Genomic DNA, 24,004 nt, shown 5'->3' with positions numbered 1-24,004 from the left:
CTAATGAAGAAATTTTTCTTTCTAAAATCTATTGTGCCTAAAAATTATGATATGAGGCATTTTATTTTTTCTTTAATGATGATTTTCTGTGTCTTGTCTTGTACAGAAGCTATAGAAAAACCGAAGGATATTATACCGAAGGATAAAATGTCCGAGATTATTGCGGACTTTGCCATTAATGAGCAGAGTTACAGCATTGGAGGTAATATTAATTCTGAAAATGCAACAAGATTTATTCTGAAAAAGTATAACATCAAGGGAGAATTATTTACAGAGAGTTACAAATACTATATGACAAAACCGGAAACGATACAGGAGATTTTTGATAAAGCTCAGGAGATTATTATATCCAAAGATCCGAAAGCTGATGGATATATCCGGAAAAAGTTGAAAGAAGCAGGCGGCACGCTTCCGGCACAAGCGAGATAATTATATAAAAAAACAAGTTCTATTCGGCAGAATAAATGCTGAAGATGAAATTTAAGATATACGAATGAAATTTTTTGAAATCGAAAAAACTTCAGAGTCAAAAGCAAGAGCTGGAGTCATTACGACAGACCACGGACAGATCCAAACCCCTATTTTTATGCCGGTTGGAACTGTTGCATCGGTGAAAACCGTTCATCAGAGAGAACTGAAAGAAGATATAAAAGCACAAATTATTCTTGGAAATACTTATCACCTGATGCTCCGTCCTGCAATGGATATTATGGAGCAGGCTGGTGGGCTTCACCGATTTATGAATTGGGACAGACCAATCCTGACGGATTCCGGTGGCTATCAGGTTTTTTCTTTGGCAAAAAGCAGGAAAATTACGGAGGAAGGTGTTAAATTCAAATCGCATATCGATGGGAGTTTACGCTTTATGTCGCCAGAGATTTCTATGCAGATCCAAAGGCAGATTGGCGCAGATATCTTTATGGCTTTTGATGAATGTATTGCCTATCCGAGTGATTACAATGCTGTGAAAACCTCGATGGAGCTTACGCACCGTTGGTTAAAAAGATGTATTGACTGGACTAATGAGAACAAAGAATTGTACGGTCACAAACAAAGACTGTTCCCGATTGTTCAGGGTTCTTGTTTTTCGGATTTGAGAAAAATTTCGGCTGAAGTGATTTCAGAAGCCGGAGCAGAAGGTAATGCGATTGGTGGACTTTCCGTCGGCGAACCTGAAGAGGAAATGTACAGAATCACCAACGAAGTAACGGATATCCTCCCAAAAGAAAAACCAAGATATCTGATGGGTGTCGGAACACCTTGGAATATTCTGGAAAGCATTGGTTTTGGTATCGATATGATGGATTGTGTGATGCCAACGAGGAATGCGAGAAACGCAATGCTCTTCACCTGGCAAGGTGTGATGAATATGAAAAACGAAAAATGGAAAACCGATTTCTCGCCTTTGGATGAGTTTGGGACAAGTTTTGTGGATCAGGAATATTCTAAAGCTTATGTACGTCACCTTTTCGTAGCGAAGGAATACCTTGCAAAACAGATCGCATCGATTCATAATCTTGCATTTTATCTGGATCTGGTGAAAGTAGCGAGAGAACATATTGTTGCGGGGGATTTCTATCAATGGAAGGACCAGATTATCCCACAATTGAAAACAAGGCTTTAGAAGACACAAGAAAAAAGTAAAAAGAATCCAGTTTAAGCGTTGAATATTTATCATCCGACTTCTGACATCCAACATCTGACCTTATGAAAATCATAGACCTTTATGTCATCAAAAAATATTTGGGAACCCTCATTTTTATGTTGGCGTTGTTGTCTATTATTGTATTGGTGGTTGATGTTCAGTCCAAAACACCAAGGATCGAGAGCAATGGTTTCACGGTTGGGTATTTTCTACTGAATTTTTATCCGTTCTGGATTCTGAATCTGGTTCTGACCTTTATGTCGATTCTGGTTTTCATTACCGTGATTTTTTTCACGTCCAGGATGGCGAACAATACGGAGATTGTTGCGGTCATCAGTAGTGGCGCAAGTTTTCACAGGTTTGCAAAACCATATTTGATAACATCGATTCTCATTGCATGTATCACACTGGCGCTCAATCACTTCATTTTACCTTGGTCCAATATCAAGAAAAATGTTCTGGAGCCTTATACCTATAATGCGATTAACAAAGAAAAGCTTTTGGGTAATATGACCATTGCGTCCAACATCAACCCCAGCGAATATATCTTTGTCAACAGCTATAACAAAAAGGAAAATCGTGGTTCAGGCTATATGTACCAGAGATTTGATAAGAACAAAAAACTGATCTATCAGATCACGGCGATGGATATCAGCTGGGATGCAAAGAAAAAGCATTTTGTGATAAATAATTACGTAGAACGGACTGCATCAAAAAATAACACCGAGATTCTTGGTAACGGCACAACCAAGATTCAGGATTTTAAGTTGCCGCCTTCAGAATTATTTCCCGACAAGCTTGTGGCACAAAATAAAACCACGCCGGAACTTCTGGAAATGATCAAGCGTGAAAAAATGAAAGGAAATAACAACGTAACATCCTTTTACAATGAGCTTTATCAAAGAACATCGATGCCGGTTTCCATTATCATCTTAACGTTTTTGGGATTGTCATTGTCTTCCCAGAAAAAACGCGGTGGACTGGGGCTCAATCTGGCTTTGGGAATTGCCTTGGCGTTTTTATTTGTATTTTCCTTTCAAGTTCTGAATGTCGTTTCCGAGAACAAGACATTACCGCCACTTTTAGCAATGTGGCTTCCGAACATCGTTTTCGCACCGATTGCGGCGTATCTCTATATCAAGAGAGCGAATGAATAAAATTTAATTAAATTTTGTTTATCCGAATTTCTTTGCGGAGTTGATGATGATGATCTGTAGAATTTTCATAAGACTAATAAAACATTTCTATCTCTTTGTGGAAGAATTTTTGTAAACCTTCATTTTCCAGATCAATCCAAAGGAAGCCGTTTTCGTCAGCATTTTTGATGATGCCATTTTGGCGCACATTATTTTTCTGGAAAACACTGATCTCATTTTTTCTAAAAAGAAACCGGTTATATTGGTTTAAGATTTCTTTTTCAGAAATGTTATTATTCAATCTAGAAATCAGAGTCTGATGAAAATCCGTCGCAAATTTCTGTAAATCAAACCTTAATCCTGTTGCCGTGAAAACCGATCCCGCTTTTGGCAGTTGGGAATAATCTTCCTGCAGCACATTGATTCCGATTCCGAGGATGTAATATGTTTGTTGATTCACTTTCTTTTTTTCGATAAGAATGCCACAAACTTTTTTTCCGTTAAGGATAATATCGTTGGGCCACTTGATTCTGGCTTGGGATTTTGTCAGATTGTCAAGAAAATCCCGGACAATAATAGCGGTATAATAATTGAGGGAAGTAGCGGAGATATTGATTTTATCATTTCTAACTGCCAGTGAGTAGGCAAGGTTTTGATTAGGATTCACCTTCCAGATATTGCCATATTGCCCGCGACCTTTTAACTGATTAAAGGTAAAAACAGCAGTTGATTCGTCATCATTTATGAGGGTAATAATTTCATCATTCGTAGAAAAACAACTTTCGAGATGGATTAATTGACTCATTTATGAAAACTTTAAGATATTATAAGCGATGAAACAAAAGATAAATAGATAAAAATCAATAAATTTGCAATTAGACAATTTTTTTGAATGAGTAAAAGTACAGAAAAACAATTATTAATCGACAAAATCGTAGAAGCGATTCAGGATACTAAAGGAGAAGACGTTCAGATTTTCGACTTATCAGGCATAGAAAACTCAGCAGCAGACACGTTTATCATCTGCAGTGGAAACTCAAACACTCAGGTTTCTGCAATTGCCGGCAACATAGAAAAAAAAGTAAGAAACGACATCAAAGAAAGACCTTGGCACGTAGAAGGTACGGAAAATGCCATGTGGGTATTAGTTGATTATGTTTCTGTGGTAGTGCATGTTTTCCAAAAACAAATCCGCGAGTATTATGATATCGAGGAGCTTTGGGGCGATGCAAAGATCACAAAAATAGAAAGCTAAAAGATGCAGCTTTTTGCATCTCAATTATTTAAAAAACAAGAATGAATAACAAAGGATTCAATTGGTTCATACCCGTTTTATTGGGACTTATTTTACTCATATTTCTTCCGGGACTTCTGGGAGATTCTATGGTAAAAAATATAGATGAAAAAGAATTTTACGGTTTGGTTCAGCAGGGGAAAGTCAACGAAGTGATGGTTTACAGAGACAACTTCAAGGCGGATGTCTACCTTACCAAAGAAGCTAAAACCGAATTACAAAAAGGAGAAAAGAAAAGCGATCCGCTATCTGTAATCAATATCAAGCCAAGTCCGGATTTTGTATTGACTTATGGAGATTTGAGATATTTCCAGGAAAAATTTGACAGTATCAATTCCAAACTTCCAAAACAGGCAAGAATGGAATTCGGGAAAAGCCAGGGGTTTTTCTCAGATCTTCTTTTCACAGCGCTTTTCTGGATAGGAATTATGGCATTGTTCTATTTTGTTCTTTTCAGAAAAATGGGCGGTGGTGCTGGAGGTCCTGGTGGACAAATCTTTAGTATTGGCAAATCAAGAGCAAAATTATTCGATGAAAAGGATAAAATCCAGGTAACGTTCAAAGATGTTGCAGGATTGGAAGGTGCGAAAGAGGAAGTTCAGGAAGTTGTTGACTTCTTGAAGAATTCTGAAAAATATACAAAACTGGGAGGTAAGATCCCGAAAGGTGTTCTTTTGGTAGGGCCTCCGGGAACTGGTAAAACATTGTTGGCAAAAGCGGTTGCTGGCGAAGCCAAGGTTCCTTTCTTCTCATTGTCAGGTTCTGATTTTGTGGAGATGTTTGTGGGCGTTGGTGCTTCCAGAGTTAGAGATCTTTTTGCTCAGGCAAAAGCAAAATCGCCGGCCATTATCTTTATCGATGAGATTGATGCCATTGGTAGAGCAAGAGGAAAAGGTAATTTCACAGGAGGTAATGATGAGCGTGAAAACACATTGAATCAGTTGCTTACCGAGATGGACGGTTTTGGAACGGATACCAATGTGATTGTAATGGCAGCAACCAATAGAGCGGACATTTTGGACAAGGCTTTGATGAGAGCTGGCCGTTTCGATAGGTCTATTTACGTGGATTTACCGGAACTCCATGAGAGAAAACAAATCTTTGAAGTTCATTTGGCGAAAATCAAATTAGACCCGAACATCGACAGAGAATTCTTAGCAAAACAGACACCGGGATTCAGCGGTGCTGATATCGCAAATGTTTGTAACGAAGCGGCATTAATTGCAGCAAGAAACTCACACGAATCTGTTACAAAACAAGATTTCCTGGATGCTGTTGATAGAATTATTGGTGGCCTTGAAAAGAAAAATAAAGCCATCAAACCTTCTGAGAAAAGAAGAGTGGCTTTCCACGAGGCCGGTCACGCAACCATTTCTTGGCTGGTAGAACACGCTGCGCCACTTCTTAAAGTTACGATTGTTCCTAGAGGACGTTCATTAGGAGCTGCTTGGTATCTTCCGGAAGAGAGACAGCTGACAACCACAGAGCAGATGTTGGACGAGATCTGTGCAACCTTAGGAGGTAGAGCTGCGGAGCAGGCTGTTTTCGGGAATATTTCTACGGGTGCTCTTTCTGATTTGGAGAGAGTAACTAAGCAAGCTCAGGCAATGGTTACAATCTATGGTCTGAATGACAAAGTGGGTAATATCTCTTACTATGACAGTTCCGGACAGTCAGAATATAGTTTCGGGAAGCCTTACTCTGAGCAGACTGCAAAACTGATTGATGAAGAGATTTCTAAATTGATCGAAACACAGTATCAAAGAGCCGTTAACATCCTTACGGAAAACAGAGATAAATTAGACGCATTAGCTCAAAAATTATTGGATAAAGAAGTGATTTTCCGCGAAGATCTTGAAGAAATTTTCGGAAAAAGGGCTTGGGATCCAGAATTGACAGAAAAACCAGTATCAAGTGTGGATAATCCTGCAGAAGCTGGAAACGTCTTAAATACAGAGAGTTAATTGCTACTCTAATGAGAAATAATAAAAAAAATCCTAATTTGTTTAGGATTTTTTTTATTAAAACAAAGTTTTGGTTTTTAGAGTATTATAATAATTCTTTACATTTGTAATAATTAATAAAAAATTACAGAAATTGAGTCTGTTTAAGAAACTCGTTAATAAGATAATGAACCAGCCCGAGGAGGCCGAGCCAGACGTTACAAAACTGGCGGATCAGCTTCGCGATGCCGATTTGGATTATAAGTTTGCGCAACTTTTTACGCATTCCGGTGGTTTTTTTAATTATTGTGCGGACGAGTCCGAAGCGCTGCAGACCTTGAATCAAATCATCAAGATCGAGCAGATCAGCAACGTATTTTGCTGGGATCAGGATTTGAAAAATTTCTTGGACGTTATCAAAACACCATATTCTCCCGAGCTGACAGAGGAAAACGATGCAGCTTTCATCACCTGCGAATATCTGATTGCTTTTGATGGCAGAATAATGCTTTCTCACAATAATATTCTTCATTACCATTCTTCAAGATTGCCGAGTAAAATAATCATTATGGCAAATGTATCTCAAATCGCCAGTAACCTGAATGAAGCAATGATGAAGGTGAAACGTGCAGGGAATCTTAAGAATTTGACCTCTATCAGCGGTAGCCAATCCAAATTAGACACGCCTAATAAGGATAATACCAAACTTTTCTTACTTTTGCTGGAAGATTAAACTTCAGTTTTGGATAAAAATTTAATTCAGCGGACGATTTCGGGACTTGTCTATGTTTTTGTTATAGCAATTTGTACCACGCCTTTGGGGGAATATTTGTTAGGTAATATTTTTCCTGATGTAAAACAACAATATCTTTTTTACGGATTGATAACATTTTTTTTGGTTGTAGGACTTTACGAATGTATCAGGATTATGAAATTTGATAACAGCCTATACAAATGGCTGGTGTTTCCCGTTGCTGCGATTATCTATTACCGTTTCAGCAAGCGTTTTTTCTACCACGGCTTTTTCTTTGATCTTAACTTTAGCGAGATTTTAGCTTTAGCATTAATTCCCATTGCTGCGATTACACTTTTCAAATACTCAAGAGAACTTTATTTCGAAAATGGTAAACTGATTTTCACCGTTATTTATCTGGCATTGCCTTTTGGTTTCGCTTTAGGTTTACCGAAGTTCAGTACGCTTGATCCGGACAAACCATTTACCTTAGAAGTATTTATGCTTTTTGTATTGATTTGGAGTAGTGATACGTTCGCTTATCTCACAGGAAAATTCTTCGGAAAACATAAGATGGCGCCCAAAGTTTCTCCTAAAAAAACCTGGGAAGGATTTGCCGGAGGCGTGATATTGACATTGATTTTAGGATTTTTTGTAGAGCAACATTTTCCCGAACTGAGAGGAAACTGGATGATTGTCGGGCTGCTGATTTCCATTTTTGCACCGCTGGGTGATTTGGTAGAAAGTCAGCTAAAGCGTAGTTTTGCAGTTAAAGACAGTGGGAACATCATTCCCGGACACGGTGGGATTCTTGATAGGCTGGATAGCTTTATCATTTGTGCGCCGGTGATTTATCTATACTTTATCTTAGAAAAACTATTTTAGAAACTACATTTATGAAACTACATAAAGAATCGAAGGGGACATTGATCGTTGCAATTTTGTTTATTGCATTTATCGGAACCATATCTATTTATTATTTACAATTATGGTCATTGGTGGTTTTAATTCCATTATTGGTGATGTTAGGATTGATTTTCTGGTTTTTCAGAGTTCCCAACAGAGCCATTCTAGATCATACAGAAAATGTCATTGCGCCGGTTGATGGAAAAGTGGTAATGATAAAAGAAGTTTTTGAAGATGAGGTTTTGAAGGCTAATTGTATTCAGGTTTCTATTTTTATGTCACCGCTTAATGTCCACATCTGTCGTTATCCGGTAAGTGGTGATGTAACATACAAAAAATATCACCCTGGAAAATATCTTGTAGCGTGGCACGAAAAATCTTCTACCGAGAACGAAAGAACTACCGTAGCTGTACAAAGTTTGACCAACCATCAAGTGGTTTTCCGTCAGATCGCTGGTTATGTGGCCAGGAGAATTGTTTTCTACTGTAATGTTCAGGATAAGGCAAAAGCCGGACACGAGTTTGGATTCATTAAATTTGGTTCCAGAATGGATGTTTTCTTGCCTTTGGATACCGAAATTCTTTGTAAAATTGGCGATAAGACCAAAGGCGGATTGGATATAATTGCCAGACTTAGAGATTAAAAATTCAAAATTCATAAAATTAGAAGAGACTTTTTTAAAGTCTCTTTTTTGTTTCATCCGTTAAATTGACAATTCGGTCAGTGTTTTTTACAGTTCGGTCGAATCATTTTCTTTTTGATAGGCAATCATCCTATTTTTGAACCATCAAATAAATTTAAAACAATGAAAACATCAGTATTCTTCTCTCTATTCTTAATCCTATTATCAAATTTTTCTAAAGCTCAAATGGATGATAAATTCTACCAGCCTAAGAAAGAAATGCAGCCTCTGGAATTCAAACATATCGAAAATGTAAGCCTGCCTGTAGAAAGTGACACTATTACGGCAGTCGTTTTAAAACCGGAATCCACATCTATCCAGAAAACGATTCTTTTTTTTCACGGCGCTGGCGGTAATATTTCTACCTATCAGTTTATGACCAAGCCTTTGGTAGAAAATGGATTTCAAGTTGTAATGGTGGATGTAAGAGGTTATGGGAAATCAACCGGAAAACCAACCCATCTGAATGTTGCAGAAGATGGTCAAAAAATGTTCAATTATCTCTTAACCAGGAAAGATATTCAGAATACCAAAGTTTATCTTTATGGAGCTTCATTAGGTTCTCAAATAGCGACGCATTTGGCTAAAGAAAATCAGTCAAAAATTTCAGGATTAATTCTGGATGGCGGGATGTCATCTTTCACAGATATTGCAATCAAATTCAAACCGGAAATGAAAGACATTATCGAAAAATATGTGGTTTCTCCTTACTCTGCAAAAGAAGATGTTAAGTCTTTGAAAGGTCTTCCAAAGCTATTCATCTACAGCAAAGGCGACTCGACAGTTCCTTTTGAACACGGGCAAGTCATTTATAATAATGCACCGGAGCCGAAACAGTTTTTGGAATTTTCCGGAGAACATCTTCAGGCAATGATGGTAGAACCTGGCCAGATTGTAAAAGCTATTAAAAAATTGTAAAAAAAGGGAAGATTAGTCTTCCCTTTAATTTTTTAGCTCAACAAAGCTTTATATTTTTCCCGGTTATCAATCAGTATCCAAAGATTGATTAGTAAAAGAATAACTGCTGTTATTCTGCCTTCATTTGTCGGGAACAAAGTAAAGTTATGAAGAACAATTCCTACCAGCACAGGTAAGATCACTATTGCGCCAAGAGCTCTGGTTGTGGGAATAATAAATAATAATCCTCCAATAATTTCAACTGTACCAATTAGCGGCATCAGCCAAACGATTTCTCCAAAAGCAGCGAATAATTTCATTTGCTCAGGTTTCATCTCCGGCATTGGCATATAATGCAGAAACTTGTCTAATCCGGCATTGATAAACATTAATCCGAAAAGAAGACATAGAATAAATTTAATGTATTTCATAAAATGTATAGTTTTTTTAATTCAATTCTAAATTAATTCTTTTTCCCCATTCAAAAATTGCCTTGGGACAACTTTATCAAAAATAAGCCTTAAAAAAATCCGCTTGCGAAATTTCACAAACGGATATTATTTTAAATTGAATTTATTAAAAGTACTTATTTCAAAGCGATTTCTATAACCTCGCTCATATTGTTGACATAGTTGACTTTCAGGTTTTTCAGATAATCCTTTTTGATTTCTTCCACATCTTTTCTGTTCGCTTCACAAAGAATCACTTCCTTGATTCCGGCTCTTGTTGCAGCCAATAATTTTTCCTTGATTCCGCCAACAGGCAATACTTTTCCGCGAAGTGTAATTTCGCCGGTCATAGCCAAGTGAGGTTTCACTTTTTTGTTCTTATAGCTGGAAACCATCGATGTTAGCATTGCAATTCCGGCAGAAGGCCCGTCTTTCGGCGTTGCACCTTCCGGAACGTGAACGTGGATGTTTTTTTTCTCGATATCTCCTTCCGAAATCCCTAACTCTTCATAATGCGCTTTGATAAATTCTAATGCGATTGTTGCGGATTCTTTCATCACGTTGCCGAGATTTCCGGTCATCGTCAGACCACCTTTTCCTTTGGACAAAATACTTTCGATGAATAGAATATCGCCACCAACGCTAGTCCAGGCTAAACCTGTTACAACACCGGGAACATCCGTTATTTCCGACAATGTTTTCGGTCTTGGAACACCCAAAATTTCATCAACTTTATCGACAGAGATTTTCGGGTCAAATTCTTTTTCCATTGCAATCTGGAGCGCCACCCAACGCGCGATTCCGGCAATTCTTTTTTCCAAAGTTCTCACACCACTTTCCGAAGTATGAGCATCAATGATATGTTTTAATTCAGTACTTCCTAATTTCAAGGATTTTGCATCCAAACCGTTTTCCTGAAGTTGTTTTTTAACCAAGTGTCGTTTGGCGATTTCAATCTTTTCTTCCAAAGTATAACCGGCAATGCTGATGATTTCCATTCTGTCCAACAAAGGTCGCTGAATGGTTGACAATGAGTTGGCTGTCGCGATGAACATCACTTTGGAAAGGTCATAACCGAGTTCAAGGAAGTTATCGTAAAAATTATTATTTTGTTCAGGGTCAAGCACTTCCAGCAACGCCGAACTTGGGTCGCCGTGGATACCTTGTCCAATTTTATCAATTTCATCCAAAACAATCACCGGATTGGATGTTCCTGATTTCTTAATGGATTGCAGAATTCTTCCCGCCATTGCACCAATATACGTTTTTCTGTGACCACGGATTTCACTTTCGTCATGCAAACCACCCAAAGAAACACGAACATATTTTCTACCTAAAGAATCCGCAATCGATTTCCCGAGAGAAGTTTTACCAACACCCGGAGGACCAACCAGACAAAGGATTGGCGATTTCATATCGTTTTTCAGTTTCAGAACGGCCATATGTTCCAGTATCCTCTTTTTGATATCTTCTAGACCAAAATGTTCCTTGTCCAAAAGCTTCTCGGCCTTGATAAGGTCAAAATGGTCTTTGGAATAATGTTCCCAAGGCAAATCTGTGAAGAAATCCAGATAATTGCGCTGAACATTATAGTCCGGAGAATTAGGATGCTGGCGTTGTAATCTTTGCAATTCTTTCTGGAAATGCGCTTCCACATCAGCATTCCATTTGACTTTAGAGGCTTTTTTCTTGATTTCGTCCGCATCAGATTCTGCACCGCCTCCCAACTCTTCCTGAATGGTTCTGATTTGCTGGTTCAAGAAATATTCGCGTTGTTGCTTGTCAAGGTCTTTGCTTGTTTTCTGATGAATCTGATTTTTAAGTTCCAGATGACGGAAATCATCATGCATCAGTTCATACAAAGCTTTCGCACGTCCAGTCAAAGTTTTTTCCTCCAGCAATTGTTGTTTTTTATCTGAAGAAAAATTGCCATTTGCCGAAACGAAATTCAGTAGATCTTCCTGCCCTTCGATATTCTTCAGTGCAAATTGTGCAGCATTCGGAATGTTTGGGTCGATATTGATAATTTTTTCTGCCAGATCTTTGATGTTATCGATCAAAGCGAGAAATTCTTCTTTATCTTTTGGTTGTGAATCTTTTTGCTTGGTAATTTCAGCTTCGAAATAAGGTTCCTGAGACACTATTTTTTTGATTTTGAAACGTTGAACACCTCTTGTAATCGCCGTGATGTTACCTTCCGGAAGCTTGATAATTTTGATAATCTTTGCCAAAGTTCCGATTGTGTAAAGGTCTTTCTCCGTTGGATTTTCCTCATTCGGGTTTTTCTGGCTGATGATACCAATGAATTTATTTTCTTTTTGAGCTTCCTCCAGCAGTTTTTTAGATTTTTCTCTTCCGGCTGTAATTGGAATCACTACTTTTGGGAACATTACCATATTTCTTACTGGAAGAATTGGGAAAAGATTTTGAGATTCATCACTTTCCTTAGTATCGAAGTCAGAAAAATTAATTTCTTCCGCAATGATTCCCAGACCTTCGTCAAGAATCTCTTCAAAATTGATATTTTCAAATTCTGTCATAATATAGTTGATGACATATTGTCATTAATCTTAATGGATATAAAGATTGATTCTCTATATTTCTTAGAAAATCAATCTGGTTCTATGTTGTAGAATAATTTCGCAAGAGGTATGCCACAGGGAAAAACGATACAATTTGGCAGAATACAAAAATCCTTTCAGAAATTTTGAAAGGATTTATTTGATTCGTCTCGCTTATTTTATAGATTATGCTGATTAATTTTTTAAAATCCATCCAATTTGCTTAATCTACGAGAAATATTTTACTTATTAAACTAACATTCTCTGCGCTTTTTTCACACCTTCAACCAGAATATCTATTTCTTCCAAAGTGTTGTAAACCGCAAAACTTGCACGAACAGTTCCTGCGATATTGAAAAAATCCATAATTGGTTGTGTACAATGATGGCCTGTTCTCACCGCAATTCCCATTTTGTCAAGAATCATTCCTGTGTCAGAAGCAATTCCAACGCCATCCAGATTGAAAGAAACTACACCAGTTCTATTGGCTTTTTCGCCATAGATCTTGATTCCGTCAAGTTCAAGAAGTTTTTTCTGAGCGTAAGTCAAAAGTTCGTTTTCGTGAATTTGCAGATTATCGTGACCGATTTGTTCGATGAAATCAACAGCTGCGCCGAGAGCAATATTTCCGCCAACATTCGGAGTTCCAGCTTCGAATTTGAAAGGCAAGCCTGCGTAAGTTGTTTTTTCAAAACTGCAAACTGCAATCATTTCTCCACCGCCGTGGAACGGATGAAGATTTTCCAAAACGGATTCTTTCCCGTAAAGAATTCCGGTTCCCATTGGCGCGTACATCTTGTGTCCTGAGAAAACGAAGAAATCACAGTCCAGTTTCTGAACATCGATTTTGAAATGTGGAGCAGATTGTGCACCATCTATCAAAACATAAGCATTGGAAAGTCGTCTTGTTTTTTCGATGATTTCTTCGATTGGATTAATGATTCCCAAAGCGTTAGAAACCTGATTGACAGAAACAACCTTTGTTTTTTCGTTCAGCCAGGAATCTAAAACGTCGATTTGAAGGATTCCGTTTTCGTCCATTGGAATAACGCGGAGTTTTGCGCCGGTTCTTTCGCAAAGCATCTGCCACGGAACGATGTTGGAATGATGTTCCAGATAAGAAATGATAATCTCATCATCTTTCTTAATTTGATTCGTCAAAGCATAAGCTACCAAATTGATTCCTTCAGTTGTACCTTTTGTGAAAATAACTTCATAATCGTGTTTGGCGTTGATGAATCTCTGGATTTTCTTTCTGGAAAGTTCCATCTCTTCCGTCGCCAATTGGCTCAAAGTGTGAATCCCACGATGAACATTCGCATTGATGGTTTCGTAATATTTTTCCCAAGTTTCCAGAACTGAAATCGGTTTTTGTGATGTTGCAGCATTGTCCAGATAAACCAATGGTTTTCCGTTGACTTGCTGATTCAGGATTGGGAATTGTGCTCTGATATGATTGATGTCGAACATTTCTTTAATTAGATTTTTGATTTTGAACACAAAGTGCACAAGATTTTTTAAATTAAATATCTTTTTAAGTTTCACAAAGGTACTTCGACAAGCTCAGTATAAACTTCAAACTTAACAAAGAATTATCTCTAATTCTTATTATTAATAGGAATAGATGAATCTCGTTCCTTGATTTTTTGCAGCCCGACTTGAGCGGAAATCCTTTTTTGCTTGTAGTCGATTTCTATTGATACTGAAATTCTCCTGCAAAAAAGATTGGGAGCGGAAGGCGGATAAAGCTGCCCAAATAATTATAGATTTAGTTACAATTATTTAGAATGGTTCAAAGTTACGACAAAATTTATTAAAAATTTCGATGTTAAATATTTATAAAATGACTGTGATTATTGGATTAAGGAATAATTATTGAGTATTTTTGACCAATTCATTTATTAATAACAAAATAAATACGAAACTATGGCATTCGAATTACCAAAATTAGCTTATTCGTACGATGCGTTGGAACCAACGATTGATGCGAAAACAATGGAAATCCACCACACGAAGCATCACCAGGCTTATGTGGATAATCTTAATAACGCCATTGCAGGAACTGACCTTGAAGGAAAATCTCTTGAAGACATCCAAAAAACAGGTACAGATAAGCCGGCTGTAAGAAATAACGGCGGTGGACACTTTAATCACACACTTTTCTGGGAAATTTTAACTCCGGGCGGAAGCAAAGAGCCGGTTGGAAACGTGAAAGCTGAAATCGAAAAAATTGGTGGTTTTGAAAAATTCAAAGAAGATTTTTCTAATGCTGCTAAGACTAGATTCGGTTCTGGATGGGCTTGGCTGGTGAAAAACTCTGATGGTTCTGTGGTTGTTTCTTCAACACCGAATCAAGATAACCCACTAATGCCTGTTGCTGACGTAAAAGGAACTCCGATTCTTGGATTGGATGTTTGGGAACACGCTTATTACCTGAATTACCAAAACAGAAGACCTGACTATGTGTCTGCGTTTTTTGATGTAATCAACTGGGATAAAGTGGAAGAGCTTTATAACAAATAAGATATTAAATTTACTAAATAAAAAAACCATCAGGATTTCTGATGGTTTTTTTGTTTTATCTGATTGAAATGCAGTTTATTTTTTTATTATTTTACTGCTGGAGATCTCACCATTTTCAGTAATGATTTTTAAGATATAAACTCCGGCTGTTACAGACGCTAAATCCAATTTGCTTTCGTTCGTTTTCAAAACTTTTTGTCCATTGCTGTTGTAAAGTTCAAGAGATGCAATCTTTTTGTTCCCTGAAACGTAAATATAATCCGTGGTTGGATTAGGATAAATGGTAATGGACTTCTTGTGTATTTCGTTTGTACCAAGCGATTTTAATTTGAAAATTACCATTATTGTATGATTGTCTGTCACATTTGAAAAAGTGTAAGTGTTTGGTTTTCCAATGTTTTCATTATCTACAATTACAGATTCGACTTCGTAATCTTCTTTTGGAGTCCATTCAAAAGTTTTGTCTGAGCCTGATTTTAGGGCAACAACGCCATTTGGAGAAATCGTTCCCCATTCCTGATTATTTGAATTTGAAGTGATAACGTTTGTCAGGTATTCACTTCCCTGTAAATATGGGTATCCCTGATTCTCGCGTATTTTCCAAATATTGGTAAAATCCCAGGTCAGACCGGTTTCATAAGTGGTTTGTTTCTGGACATTTGTGATGGATTTGTTCATTCCTGACCAATCATTTTCTGTCCCATTAGTAATGATTTGACCATTCACAATCATAGCATCCAAAGCAATATTATTGGTTAGTTCCGCATCAAACTCAACATCACCGGCAATTCTGTGGATCTTATTAAGATTTCCGGTAGGCGATGACATTAATTTAGGATTAAGTGCTGCCGAATTGGAAATGGGTCCCCAAGTTGTTCCTGCAAGGCCTCCAACCAAAGAATACCCGCCAGAAACAGAACCGTAAGCATAACTATTAGAAATACCGTTGGATAATCCAATCAATCCTCCGACATACATTGCATTGTTGTCTGTGACAGCTACATCTCCTGAGGCAAAGCAGTTTTCTATAAAGGAATTGCTGAAAGATGAACCTGCAAGTCCTCCGATATCCACGTAACCACCTTCTGGCGTAGTGTCCGCTACAATCTGGGTTACATTTCCAGTAGCATAACTATAGGAAACAGTTGCTCCTAAAATCCCTACTAAACCACCGATGGATTGACTTCCGCTCACATTTCCGGAAGCGTGGCTGGATGTAATAGTGCCATAAGATTGACCAACTAATCCACCGCCGACTTTTTGGTCAGAATAAACAGTTCCTGTTGCATAAGAATTTGAAACTGAGTCAGAAGCGCCAACTAATCCACCAACCCACATATTTCCAGAAATATTTCCTGTTGCGAATGAGTTATTGATAGCTGCATAAGAATCTCCTACTAAGCCGCCAATTGTGCTGGTTCCTGTCACGCTACCTGAAGCATTGGAATTGGTGACTGGCGCCTGGTTGACACCAATCAAACCTCCCATAAAATTGCCCACAAAAACACTTCCTGTATTTTTCACATTACTGGAAGAACTTGAACCTGAAACCTCGGCTGATGTTTTTCCAATCAATCCGCCCACGTTATCTCCGGCTGTATTGACTTCACCAGAAGATTGGCAGTTGCTTATTAGCGATGAGCTTTCCCCAATCAATCCGCCAACATAGTTATATGCGGTTACGATTCCGGTTACTTTTACGTTATTAATTGTCCCGCTATTAGCTGAACCTGCAAGAATACCAACATAATCTTGTCCTACAATCCCATTGGAAGCGAGCTGGATATTAAGATTATTAATAACAGCATCCGTTGTATTACTGAAAAGTCCAATGTAATTACTTTCCGGCCTGTAAATCCACAGATTTGTGATTTTAAAACCATTGCCTTCTAATGAACCATAAAAAGCGCTCTCACCCTCTTCGCTTCCATAACCGATAGGTTTCCAGCCTTCATTCGGATATTGAGTTGCAATAAATGCTGCTAAATCGATGTCATTAATTATAGAAAAATGTATATCGCTGTTTGCAGAGCCGATGTAATTTCTCATTTCGTCAAGTTGAACGGCATTTGTAATCAAATAAGGACTGGCTTCAGTACCATTTCCTGTTCCGGAGAATTGTGCTTTTGTGCTGACAAACATCAACAAAAGTACAATGATGGAAAAAATAGATTTAATTTTGTACATAAGATTTTTAATTAAAAAGTATAGAGCAAAAGTAGAATCGAATCTGATTTTCAACAAATAATGGAGGTATGCAAAGGGTGTGCATCGTGTTATTATTAATTGTAAAATGGTGAGCGTAATATTTAATATCTTTGATTTCTAAATAGTTACGAAATCCTATCATCTTGTTGATGAATTTTCATAAATTCGGATTAGAATTTATTCTAAATTTAATTTACTATGCGTTTGCGGTTTTTATCCATTATATTTTTCTTTTTATTTTTTACTGCTCATTGTTTTGGAGCCACAGATAGTCAAAGATTTGAAACAATCTCCAACGAGGTCAGTAAAGATGCCTTCATCCGTGATTCCGACACCCAAAATCTTCTGAAAGAATTAGAAAAAATTTCCGCAAATCATCCTGCTTTGGTTCCCCGATATCTCTATTGGAAATCCTTTGTAAATTATGCGCAAGGTGTTTCCGATTCGAAGATCAATACAATCATTCGTTCCAAGCTGGAGTTTTTTAACGAAAAGAAATATCCGTTTGAAAATGCACTTTTGCTACACTCTTTGGCGTATAATGATGTCATCATTGGAAATTACACAGACAGTTTTACAAACTCTTTAAAAGCATTGGTTCGGTATAAAGAACTTAATAATATTTTATTCAAATCCCGTGTTGAGCTTCTGTTAGGCGTTATTTGTTTCAGAACCAGAAATTTTGATATCTCTGAAAGATTTTATAAACAGTCACTCTCGCCGAAGATTCCAAAAGCTGAATATATGAAAGCACAGGTCAATATGTATTGTGCTCAGGCTTTTACAAAGACCGGTATCGAAAAAGCTATCAACGGAATGGTGAAACTGATTCCTGCAGTCGATAAATTAAATGATTTAGGCGTTTCTGCTGTGTTGTATCTCAACATCGGAGGTTGCTATATGCTGGAAAACAAACCGGAATTGGCGCATTCTTATTATCAAAAAGCGATGCAAATCGGAAATCAAATTGAGAATAAATCCTTTATGACCTCTTTGCTCATCAATGAAAGTGTTTACTCGTTAGGAATCGGAAATTTCAAAGAAGCGGAATCTTATATCGAAAAAGCCGAAAAACTGTCTCAGGAAATCGGAAATGCGGAACAACTTTCTTTGGTTTATAACGTCAAATACACCATTTACGAGAAAGAAGGTTCTTCTGAAAAAGCATTTACTTATCTTAAAAAATATAACAATCAAAAAGAAAAAATCCTAAGCAGTTCCAAAACCATAGATTCTTATCAGGCTTATGTAGAAGCTTTTATGGCATCTGCAGAAAAAGAGCTGATGATCTCCAAACAGAAGACAATGCTGGAAAAGCGGAAATTGACCATCACGCTTATTTCTTCAATTTTTATTATTCTTTTAGGAATCGCTTTATCCGTTATTTTTTATCAGAAGAAAAAGCAACAGGCTTTTGTCAAAGAATCTGAAAAAGAGGCGCTTCGTAAGCAATTGGCTTATGAGAAATCAATACAACAAATTAGAGAGGAAAAGCATAAAGAGGTTTTGGATGCTAAAGTTCGGGAAGTCACGTCTTACTCGCTGATTTTATCTAATAAAAACAATGTGCTTCAGGAGATTTTGGAAAAAGCCGGAAAATCCAACGGACATAATGAAAATGAAACCGAACATTTTTCTGAGAACGTGGTTGATATCGTGAGAAAAAATCTGAATACAGAAGTGGAAAGTCACAAATTCATTCATCATTTTAATGAAGTTCATCCTCAATTTTTCAGTAAGCTAAAATCTATCTGTAAAGATCTTACCGAAAATAATCTGCGGATGTGTGCCTACTTCAAAATGGGAATGTCTATGAAACAGGTCGCTGTAATCCTGAATGTGTCGACTGAAACCGTCAAAAATGCGCGTTATCGCCTGAAGAAAAAACTGATGTTGGAAAAAGATGACAATCTGGATGATTTTCTGAGGAATATCTGATATATGCTATTGATTTGTTGAGACTTCCGCCTGAGTGTCCGGTTTTGGTTCTTTCTTTTCCTCTTTGGTTTTTTCAGCTTCCAACTTTGCTTTCTCTTTGTCAAGTTTTTCCTGTTCAGCTTTTGCAATCGCAGCAAGACTGTCTTTTTCTCTTTTTATGGCAACTGCATTGATTTTTGCCATCACACTTTCCGATGTTGCACCTGGTCCAAAAGAATCTATGGCTGTTGTATCGTATGTAATCGCAGGCGTTTTTTCAAAATTTTCCTGACTAACAACAGAATCTTTTTTGGAACAAGAAAACGCAAAAATCAGGATTGCAATAAAATAAATATATTTCATAGCAACAAATATCGAAATTTATTTGATATAAAATTCAGCAATCACTGGAAAATGGTCTGAAATTCTGACACTTCTGTCCACTTTGTAACTGATGGGCTCAATGAATTCTGAGGCAAAAACGTGATCTATTTTAAGCGGAAATTTGAAATCGTGGAAACTGGTTCCGCTTCCTTTACCAGCTTTAAGGAAAACATCTTGCAAATTTTCTGAAACCTTGTAGTATTCGTAGGAATTCGGGACGGCATTGAAATCCCCTGCAACAATTACAGGATAAGGTGATGCATTGATAAAATCTTTGATCTGGTCAATCTGAGTCTGATGCTTTTTGAATGTCGGTATCAACATATGCAAAACTTTCTTTGCTTTTTGTTCGTTGACATCCATATCTTTCGTCGGTTTGATCATTTTTTTATCGAGGAAAAACGGCTCCATATAAACATCAACAAAACGGATCAGCTTTCCACTGATTTTGATATCAGCATAGATGCAAATCCCGTTATTAACGTCTGTTCTTACAATGCCGCTTTCCGAAATCGGATATTTGGACTGGATTTTAACAATTGGATAGCCATTTTCAAAATACTTAAATCCGTCTAGGGGCTTTTTGTTATCATATTCCTGGAAAAAAACAATATCGGGATTCTGCTTATTGAGAAAATCATAGATTGCATCATCGCCCAATTTCCCAAATTTCCCATTAAAAGAGATTAGCTTAAGATTGGGTGTATCTTTTTTAGTCGAAGTAAAATTAATCCATCGTCTTGTCGGGATAATGAAAAATAATGACAAGACAAGAAATACGACCGCTCTTTTTTTCCAGGTTACAATCCAAAAAACTAAGAATAATATATTAATGATAATCAGAACCGGAAATCCCAGCGATAATAGGTTCAAAAATCCGAAAACTCTCGGTGGAATATATGCGTTCATTATTGTCCCGAACAATAGACCAATAATGATAAGATGCAGAATCGTCAGTAAAAGCCGGATGATTTTCATTATTGGATTCTATCTCTGTTTTTCTTCCAATTCCATATGTAAAGAAAACCAATCAATGCGCCGCCAAGATGCGCAAAATGAGCGATGTTATCGCCGCTAAACTGTCTGAAACCTAAAAATATTGAAACAACAATAATAATCGGTGTGAGGTATTTAGCTTTAATCGGAAAAGGAATAAACATAAACATCAGCTTTGCTTCAGGGAATAGCGTTGAAAAAGCGGCAATCACTCCAAAAATTGCGCCTGATGCTCCAACCATCGGTGTTTTTAAAATACCATAAAGGTTCTGAGCTTCAATATTTATTGATGGATTACTTGAAAAATTAGGATAATATCTTACGTAACTTGTGTCAATAGTTTTATATACTTCATGAATATCAAACCCTTGAGATATCAGAATATTTGAAATTTGCATTACTTCCACATAATTCCAAATATTATATAACAGAAAACCGCCCAAGCCTGAAGCAAAATATAGTATTATAAACTTTTTTTGTCCCAAAACTTGTTCCAGAACAGGACCAAAACTCCACAATGTCATCATATTAAAGGCGATATGAAGAATGCTACCGTGCATAAACATATGCGTGATAATCTGCCAGGATCTGAAGTTAGGAGATAAAGGGAAGTATCCAGCTAATAATGCATCAACATTGATGTTGGCGTTTCCCAGCAAAAAAGCACCTACAAAAAAGATGACATTAATGATGATTATATTTTTGGTAACAGGAGTCAGTTGCGAAAACATAGTTTAAAATTTATTTTTAAAATCATCAAAAGGGACTTCTAGCCAGCATCTTTTTCCGTTCACCGTATATTGTGGAAAACCGAGATCCAAGAAATCTTTGACCAATTGCTCGACTTCGGTTTTATAGATAAAATCGAATTTGGATTTGGTTTTGAGCTTAACCCATTGGTATTCAAAATATTTATAAAAATCTTCTTCGGTTCTGTATTCCAAAACTTCGAATATTTTTTCAAGAAACTTGATGACCTGAGATTCTTTCAATGCTTCCGGAACGGCCTCGATTCTCAAAACATTTTCCTGAGCCAGTGTCATTTCGAAACCGAAATCAGGGAGGTACTTTTTGATAGATTTATATTTGTTTTTCTCGATTTCATTCAGATGATATTCTAATGAAAACAAGAGGCTTTGACCGGCTTTTTTCGTTGGCAGATTTTCCTGATGAGAAGACATCAACACACGATGCATTCTTCCCAGATCCAGCATATACGTTTGTCCGTCTTTGTTCAACAGCCAATAGCCGTTTGGTAATCGGAAAAGATCCTCGTCCAGATCGTCATCTTCAAAAAGATTGATTTTGGAAGGTGCAGCCGAAGCGGTAACGTCATAGAGTTCTGTCAGGTTGATTCTTTCCTCGTTTGAGATTTTTTCTGTAACAAAAGGGTTGAAATCTCTGTCCACATTAATCGCAGAAGGCATTGGAGAACTTACATTACTTTTGCTTGGCGTCGGGGCAAAAAAAGCTTCCATTTTCGGATCTCTTTCGAAATCGAGACTTGGCGCCACATTGTAGATTCCCAAAGAGCGTTTGATTGTAGAACGCATCAAAGCAAAAATCAAGGCTTCATCTTCGAACTTAACTTCCGTTTTCTGCGGATGGATGTTGACATCAATTTTTTCAGGATCTAGTTCCAGATAAAGAAAAAATGACGGAATATAACCGGGCTGCAGCAGACCATCAAAAGCTTCCTGCACCGCCTTACTGAGATAAGCACTTTTGAAATATCTTCCATTAACGAAGAAAAACTGTTCGCCTCTCACTTTTTTGGCGCCTTCGGGTTTTGCAACATATCCTTGCAGGTTCACCCAGCCGAGATCTTCTTTGATAGGAATCAAAAGGGGTTGAAGTTTTCTTCCGAAAACATCCACGATACGTTGCATTTGTCCGCCTTTTCTCAGCTTGAAAACAGGTTCGTCATTATGAAACATTTCAAACTCGATGTTTTCGTGGGCTAAAGCAACGCGCTGAAATTCATCAATGATATGACGGAATTCTACATTGTCATTCTTCAGGAACTTGCGTCTTGCAGGAACATTGTAGAATAAATTCTTTACAGAAAAATTAGAACCTTCAACGGTCTGGATCGGATCCTGAAACTGGAAAATGCCACCTTCGATATAAATATTAGTCCCAACAGGCGAATCCTTCTGTTTGGTTTTAAGCTCAACTTGGGCAACCGCAGCAATAGATGCCAGAGCCTCGCCCCGGAAACCTTTGGTGGCAATTTTAAAAATGTCTTCCGTTGAACGGATCTTTGAAGTAGCGTGACGTTCAAAGGCCAGCCTGGCATCCGTTTCCGACATCCCGATACCGTTATCAACCACCTGAAGCAGATTTTTTCCGGCATCACGAATGATGAGCTGGATCTTGCTGGAGCCTGCATCTACAGAGTTTTCCAACAGCTCCTTGACAATAGAAGCCGGTCTTTGCACAACTTCTCCTGCAGCAATCTGATTGGCAACGTGATCCGGTAAAAGTTGAATGATATCTGACATTTTTGCAATTGAACTTTCAAAAATAAGGATAAGAATCGAGTAGTAAAAGTTAAATAATTATAAAGAACTTTGGAAAATTATGATAATTTTGACTTTCAGATAATTAATTTAATTAATGAAAAGAGATCTCTATATTGATTTTGCCAAAGGACTGGCGACTATTTCCATCATCTTTATTCATACGGCATTTTGGAGCGGACAGTTTTATATGCCGACCGAAGCGCGGGTATTTTCTTTGGTTTTCGATGTGGCGTTGTTTTATGCGCTGAGTGGAATCACGTCCGGAAGTAATATTGAGAAAACATTGTACAGATTGCTGAAACTGCAAATCACGTATATGATTTTCGTGACGTTTCTGTTTTTCCTCGATTATTTTTTCAAAGTTCTTGGATTGACCTTTTTTTCATTCGAATGGCTGAAGGATTTTTACTCAACGTTTGGGACTAAATATGTTCCGACAAGCATCTCTTCCGAACCACAATGGCAGGTTCTAGGAAATTGGTATTTGCACGAGTATTCCAATTGTGATACTTTTCCTGTAGTGATGGGTAGTTTTTGGTATTTGAAGGTCTACTACATTTTGACCGTTCTTGGCGTTTTGATCCTAAGATTTTTCCCGAAACATATCAATTGGTTTATTGGGGTTTGCGTTGCCTTAACTTTAATTTTCAATCTGTTTCCTCAATATTATCCTAATGGGCAAGGCGGCTACGTCGCTTTTTACATGGCAGTTTTCCTGATCGGTAACCGTATGAAAGGCAGGACGATTCCAACAAAAATAATTCCTGTTTTGTACGGATTGGTCGCAGTTGCGTTGGCTTGGATGTTTTGGAATTACGGGCTGGAAATTTTCTACAAGCTCAATAAGCAAAAATTCCCGCCTAAAATTCCTTATATTATTTGGACATTATTTTCATTGGTTACATTATTTGTTTTCTATAATCGATTAAAAATCACCAAACCGAATTTCATCACCAATGTCGGGCAAAACGCCATCTTTTTCTATTTCGCTCAGGGAATGAGTTCGTCTTTGGTTTATTTCCTTGTGGTTCCGATGAAAGATTCTTTGCCTTGGTATTTGTTAGTATTGATTATTTACCCGCTCAATATTTTATTAGCGTTTTTGATTTCCAAAGGTTTGAAAAAAGTAGATGATCTAGGCTGGAAGGTGTTGGAATTCTTGAGAGGAAAAACAGCTTCGGAAAATCCATAAAAAAGCGCTCTG

The 24,004-nt window shown here is 37.4% G+C and carries 21 protein-coding genes; 12 read left to right on the top strand and 9 right to left on the bottom strand.

Features of this window, described 5'->3' with window-relative positions:
* Positions 1-3 precede the first annotated feature (3 nt).
* The 3 genes from BXY58_RS02275 to BXY58_RS02265 all read left to right on the top strand — a co-directional run bounded on the left by BXY58_RS02275 (position 4) and on the right by BXY58_RS02265 (position 2,802).
* Positions 4-429 carry a DUF4296 domain-containing protein gene (locus BXY58_RS02275; protein ID WP_120212178.1) on the top strand — a complete coding sequence of 142 codons (426 nt, stop codon included), beginning with the start codon at positions 4-6 and terminating at the stop codon, positions 427-429.
* 64 nt (positions 430-493) lie between these two features.
* Complete coding sequence (gene tgt / locus BXY58_RS02270; protein WP_120212177.1) at positions 494-1,624, top strand: tRNA guanosine(34) transglycosylase Tgt; 1,131 nt, start codon at positions 494-496, stop codon at positions 1,622-1,624.
* Positions 1,625-1,707: 83 nt separating this feature from the next.
* Positions 1,708-2,802 carry an LptF/LptG family permease gene (locus BXY58_RS02265; protein ID WP_120212176.1) on the top strand — a complete coding sequence of 365 codons (1,095 nt, stop codon included), beginning with the start codon at positions 1,708-1,710 and terminating at the stop codon, positions 2,800-2,802.
* 73 nt (positions 2,803-2,875) lie between these two features.
* On the opposite strand, the gene BXY58_RS02260 is transcribed toward BXY58_RS02265, so the two are convergent.
* The gene (locus tag BXY58_RS02260) at positions 2,876-3,586 is read right to left on the bottom strand and encodes a biotin--[acetyl-CoA-carboxylase] ligase (RefSeq protein WP_120212175.1); all 711 of its coding nucleotides are present in this window, start codon (positions 3,584-3,586) and stop codon (positions 2,876-2,878) included.
* Between the two features lie 87 nt (positions 3,587-3,673).
* Here BXY58_RS02260 and rsfS point away from each other — a divergent pair, with 87 nt between their 5' ends.
* The 6 genes from rsfS to BXY58_RS02230 all read left to right on the top strand — a co-directional run bounded on the left by rsfS (position 3,674) and on the right by BXY58_RS02230 (position 9,258).
* On the top strand, positions 3,674-4,036 hold the full coding sequence (rsfS, locus tag BXY58_RS02255) for a ribosome silencing factor (protein WP_120212174.1): 363 nt from the start codon (positions 3,674-3,676) through the stop codon (positions 4,034-4,036).
* A gap of 41 nt (positions 4,037-4,077) precedes the next feature.
* Positions 4,078-6,039 (top strand): ATP-dependent zinc metalloprotease FtsH, encoded by a 1,962-nt coding sequence (gene ftsH / locus BXY58_RS02250; RefSeq protein WP_120212173.1) that lies wholly within the window; start codon positions 4,078-4,080, stop codon positions 6,037-6,039.
* A 133-nt stretch (positions 6,040-6,172) separates the two neighbouring features.
* Entirely contained in the window at positions 6,173-6,751 is a 579-nt protein-coding gene (locus BXY58_RS02245; RefSeq protein WP_120212172.1) for an LUD domain-containing protein, read from the top strand.
* A 9-nt stretch (positions 6,752-6,760) separates the two neighbouring features.
* Positions 6,761-7,636: a phosphatidate cytidylyltransferase gene (locus BXY58_RS02240; RefSeq protein WP_120212171.1), complete on the top strand. Its 876-nt coding sequence runs from the start codon at positions 6,761-6,763 to the stop codon at positions 7,634-7,636.
* 11 nt (positions 7,637-7,647) lie between these two features.
* Complete coding sequence (locus tag BXY58_RS02235; RefSeq protein WP_120212170.1) at positions 7,648-8,301, top strand: phosphatidylserine decarboxylase family protein; 654 nt, start codon at positions 7,648-7,650, stop codon at positions 8,299-8,301.
* Positions 8,302-8,463: 162 nt separating this feature from the next.
* Positions 8,464-9,258, top strand: coding sequence for an alpha/beta hydrolase (locus tag BXY58_RS02230; protein WP_120212169.1), 795 nt, complete (start codon positions 8,464-8,466; stop codon positions 9,256-9,258).
* Positions 9,259-9,290: 32 nt separating this feature from the next.
* Here BXY58_RS02230 and BXY58_RS02225 read toward each other — a convergent pair whose 3' ends face one another.
* The 3 genes from BXY58_RS02225 to BXY58_RS02215 all read right to left on the bottom strand — a co-directional run bounded on the left by BXY58_RS02225 (position 9,291) and on the right by BXY58_RS02215 (position 13,717).
* Positions 9,291-9,668 (bottom strand): DoxX family protein, encoded by a 378-nt coding sequence (locus BXY58_RS02225; RefSeq protein WP_120212168.1) that lies wholly within the window; start codon positions 9,666-9,668, stop codon positions 9,291-9,293.
* 155 nt (positions 9,669-9,823) lie between these two features.
* The gene (lon, locus tag BXY58_RS02220; protein WP_120212167.1) at positions 9,824-12,226 is read right to left on the bottom strand and encodes an endopeptidase La; all 2,403 of its coding nucleotides are present in this window, start codon (positions 12,224-12,226) and stop codon (positions 9,824-9,826) included.
* A 270-nt stretch (positions 12,227-12,496) separates the two neighbouring features.
* A complete protein-coding gene (locus tag BXY58_RS02215; RefSeq protein ID WP_120212520.1) occupies positions 12,497-13,717 on the bottom strand; it encodes an aminotransferase class V-fold PLP-dependent enzyme in 1,221 nt (406 codons plus the stop codon).
* Between the two features lie 456 nt (positions 13,718-14,173).
* Here BXY58_RS02215 and BXY58_RS02210 point away from each other — a divergent pair, with 456 nt between their 5' ends.
* On the top strand, positions 14,174-14,770 hold the full coding sequence (locus tag BXY58_RS02210; protein WP_120212166.1) for a superoxide dismutase: 597 nt from the start codon (positions 14,174-14,176) through the stop codon (positions 14,768-14,770).
* 75 nt (positions 14,771-14,845) lie between these two features.
* On the opposite strand, the gene BXY58_RS02205 is transcribed toward BXY58_RS02210, so the two are convergent.
* The gene (locus BXY58_RS02205) at positions 14,846-16,957 is read right to left on the bottom strand and encodes a T9SS type A sorting domain-containing protein (RefSeq protein ID WP_120212165.1); all 2,112 of its coding nucleotides are present in this window, start codon (positions 16,955-16,957) and stop codon (positions 14,846-14,848) included.
* Positions 16,958-17,176: 219 nt separating this feature from the next.
* Between BXY58_RS02205 and BXY58_RS02200 the strand changes: the two genes are divergently transcribed.
* On the top strand, positions 17,177-18,916 hold the full coding sequence (locus BXY58_RS02200) for a transcriptional regulator (RefSeq protein ID WP_120212164.1): 1,740 nt from the start codon (positions 17,177-17,179) through the stop codon (positions 18,914-18,916).
* Positions 18,917-18,922: 6 nt separating this feature from the next.
* On the opposite strand, the gene BXY58_RS02195 is transcribed toward BXY58_RS02200, so the two are convergent.
* The 4 genes from BXY58_RS02195 to mutL are packed head-to-tail and all read right to left on the bottom strand — an operon-like array spanning position 18,923 to position 22,779.
* Entirely contained in the window at positions 18,923-19,258 is a 336-nt protein-coding gene (locus BXY58_RS02195) for a hypothetical protein (protein WP_120212163.1), read from the bottom strand.
* Between the two features lie 18 nt (positions 19,259-19,276).
* Positions 19,277-20,257 (bottom strand): endonuclease/exonuclease/phosphatase family protein, encoded by a 981-nt coding sequence (locus BXY58_RS02190; protein ID WP_120212162.1) that lies wholly within the window; start codon positions 20,255-20,257, stop codon positions 19,277-19,279.
* Entirely contained in the window at positions 20,257-21,006 is a 750-nt protein-coding gene (locus tag BXY58_RS02185) for a rhomboid family intramembrane serine protease (RefSeq protein WP_120212161.1), read from the bottom strand. The genes BXY58_RS02190 and BXY58_RS02185 overlap by 1 nt, the downstream gene beginning before the upstream one ends.
* 3 nt (positions 21,007-21,009) lie before the next feature.
* Positions 21,010-22,779: a DNA mismatch repair endonuclease MutL gene (gene mutL / locus BXY58_RS02180; RefSeq protein WP_120212160.1), complete on the bottom strand. Its 1,770-nt coding sequence runs from the start codon at positions 22,777-22,779 to the stop codon at positions 21,010-21,012.
* A 115-nt stretch (positions 22,780-22,894) separates the two neighbouring features.
* On the opposite strand from mutL, the gene BXY58_RS02175 reads away from it, so the two are divergent.
* Complete coding sequence (locus tag BXY58_RS02175; protein ID WP_120212159.1) at positions 22,895-23,992, top strand: acyltransferase family protein; 1,098 nt, start codon at positions 22,895-22,897, stop codon at positions 23,990-23,992.
* The last annotated feature ends 12 nt before the right edge of the window (positions 23,993-24,004 follow it).

This window comes from Epilithonimonas arachidiradicis (assembly GCF_003610695.1).
GTDB classification, from domain to species: domain Bacteria; phylum Bacteroidota; class Bacteroidia; order Flavobacteriales; family Weeksellaceae; genus Epilithonimonas; species Epilithonimonas arachidiradicis.
This window is presented reverse-complemented; position numbering and strand designations above follow the sequence as displayed.

What these genes read in the sequence shown, in the direction of transcription:
- BXY58_RS02275 (WP_120212178.1), top strand. Translation starts at nt 4, where the DNA reads ATGAAGAAATTTTTCTTTCTAAAATCTATTGTGCCTAAAAATTATGAT.
- tgt (WP_120212177.1), top strand. Translation starts at nt 494, where the DNA reads ATGAAATTTTTTGAAATCGAAAAAACTTCAGAGTCAAAAGCAAGAGCT.
- BXY58_RS02265 (WP_120212176.1), top strand. Translation starts at nt 1,708, where the DNA reads ATGAAAATCATAGACCTTTATGTCATCAAAAAATATTTGGGAACCCTC.
- BXY58_RS02260 (WP_120212175.1), bottom strand. Translation starts at nt 3,586, where the DNA reads ATGAGTCAATTAATCCATCTCGAAAGTTGTTTTTCTACGAATGATGAA.
- rsfS (WP_120212174.1), top strand. Translation starts at nt 3,674, where the DNA reads ATGAGTAAAAGTACAGAAAAACAATTATTAATCGACAAAATCGTAGAA.
- ftsH (WP_120212173.1), top strand. Translation starts at nt 4,078, where the DNA reads ATGAATAACAAAGGATTCAATTGGTTCATACCCGTTTTATTGGGACTT.
- BXY58_RS02235 (WP_120212170.1), top strand. Translation starts at nt 7,648, where the DNA reads ATGAAACTACATAAAGAATCGAAGGGGACATTGATCGTTGCAATTTTG.
- BXY58_RS02230 (WP_120212169.1), top strand. Translation starts at nt 8,464, where the DNA reads ATGAAAACATCAGTATTCTTCTCTCTATTCTTAATCCTATTATCAAAT.
- BXY58_RS02225 (WP_120212168.1), bottom strand. Translation starts at nt 9,668, where the DNA reads ATGAAATACATTAAATTTATTCTATGTCTTCTTTTCGGATTAATGTTT.
- lon (WP_120212167.1), bottom strand. Translation starts at nt 12,226, where the DNA reads ATGACAGAATTTGAAAATATCAATTTTGAAGAGATTCTTGACGAAGGT.
- BXY58_RS02215 (WP_120212520.1), bottom strand. Translation starts at nt 13,717, where the DNA reads ATGTTCGACATCAATCATATCAGAGCACAATTCCCAATCCTGAATCAG.
- BXY58_RS02210 (WP_120212166.1), top strand. Translation starts at nt 14,174, where the DNA reads ATGGCATTCGAATTACCAAAATTAGCTTATTCGTACGATGCGTTGGAA.
- BXY58_RS02205 (WP_120212165.1), bottom strand. Translation starts at nt 16,957, where the DNA reads ATGTACAAAATTAAATCTATTTTTTCCATCATTGTACTTTTGTTGATG.
- BXY58_RS02200 (WP_120212164.1), top strand. Translation starts at nt 17,177, where the DNA reads ATGCGTTTGCGGTTTTTATCCATTATATTTTTCTTTTTATTTTTTACT.
- BXY58_RS02195 (WP_120212163.1), bottom strand. Translation starts at nt 19,258, where the DNA reads ATGAAATATATTTATTTTATTGCAATCCTGATTTTTGCGTTTTCTTGT.
- BXY58_RS02190 (WP_120212162.1), bottom strand. Translation starts at nt 20,257, where the DNA reads ATGAAAATCATCCGGCTTTTACTGACGATTCTGCATCTTATCATTATT.
- BXY58_RS02185 (WP_120212161.1), bottom strand. Translation starts at nt 21,006, where the DNA reads ATGTTTTCGCAACTGACTCCTGTTACCAAAAATATAATCATCATTAAT.
- mutL (WP_120212160.1), bottom strand. Translation starts at nt 22,779, where the DNA reads ATGTCAGATATCATTCAACTTTTACCGGATCACGTTGCCAATCAGATT.
- BXY58_RS02175 (WP_120212159.1), top strand. Translation starts at nt 22,895, where the DNA reads ATGAAAAGAGATCTCTATATTGATTTTGCCAAAGGACTGGCGACTATT.